General features: G+C 50.0%; 1 protein-coding gene and 2 pseudogenes. All 3 read right to left on the bottom strand.

Annotated features, from left to right (window positions below; translation table 11 throughout):
• Positions 1 to 228 (bottom strand): annotated as a pseudogene (locus JZY04_RS21030) (DUF3408 domain-containing protein); the annotation flags it as partial.
• Between the two features lie 24 nt (positions 229 to 252).
• Positions 253 to 702 (bottom strand): DUF3408 domain-containing protein, encoded by a 450-nt coding sequence (locus JZY04_RS21025; RefSeq protein ID WP_032567521.1) that lies wholly within the window; start codon positions 700 to 702, stop codon positions 253 to 255.
• 5 nt (positions 703 to 707) lie between these two features.
• A pseudogene (locus JZY04_RS21020) lies at positions 708 to 806 on the bottom strand (ParA family protein); the annotation flags it as partial.

Raw genomic sequence — 806 nt, 5'->3', positions numbered from 1 at the left:
GACTTTCTCATGAATTTCTCGGCTGATGTATATACATTGCCGCGTTTTGATTTCCGATGCTTCCAAGAAAACAGAGAGCGGCTTGCCCCTGCCTTCATCCTTGCGGAAGTCGCTGCCGGTCTTTTCCTGACCGTATCCGTTTGCACACTTTGCTGCATTGGCAGCGGTTCTTTCACTCTTTCCTGTTTGCAGGCACTCAGCCTGACGGTTCTTCTTTGTTCTTTTCATACTTCTTTGTTGTTTTTGGGGTATTTATAAATTATAGGATTCCATGTGCCGTTTGAACGATTCGTCTATCTCGTCTTGGAACAGCGTGAAATGGTGTGTCAGCACGTTGTCAAGAAAAGCCGCGATAGTCACCTCGTTGCCACCGATTACATGAAGCATCTTCTGTATGCGGTCGTGGTACTCCTTGCGGATATAGACCTGCTTGCCGAGTCTTGCCGTGACGTTGGACCCGCATATGAATACGGTGTCATAATCCAATTTTTCCGGCTTGCTGTTCCTGCGCCTGCGTTCCGGCTCCTCTTTGGAGTGCGAGGCAGGTGGAGAAACGGCTTCCTGTATCGCTTCTTTCGGAGGTGGAGAAGTAGCGTTTCCGTCCGTGCTTCTCGCTTCCGGCGGAATGCTTGTATCGTCCAGTCGAAACGAGTTGATTACGGCTTCGCTGTCGATGTCCTCGATTCTTGTTTTCTTTGCCATGCCGTTCAGTTTTTGATGATGCCGAGAATCTCATCGACGAGTTTGTCGAGGTTGCTGCCGCGTACCAGTATTTTGTCCGCCGGAAACGCCGTGGAGCGGAATAC

The organism is Bacteroides sp. 11BF, assembly GCF_019633765.1.
Taxonomy (GTDB): domain Bacteria; phylum Bacteroidota; class Bacteroidia; order Bacteroidales; family Bacteroidaceae; genus Bacteroides; species Bacteroides hominis.
This window is presented reverse-complemented; position numbering and strand designations above follow the sequence as displayed.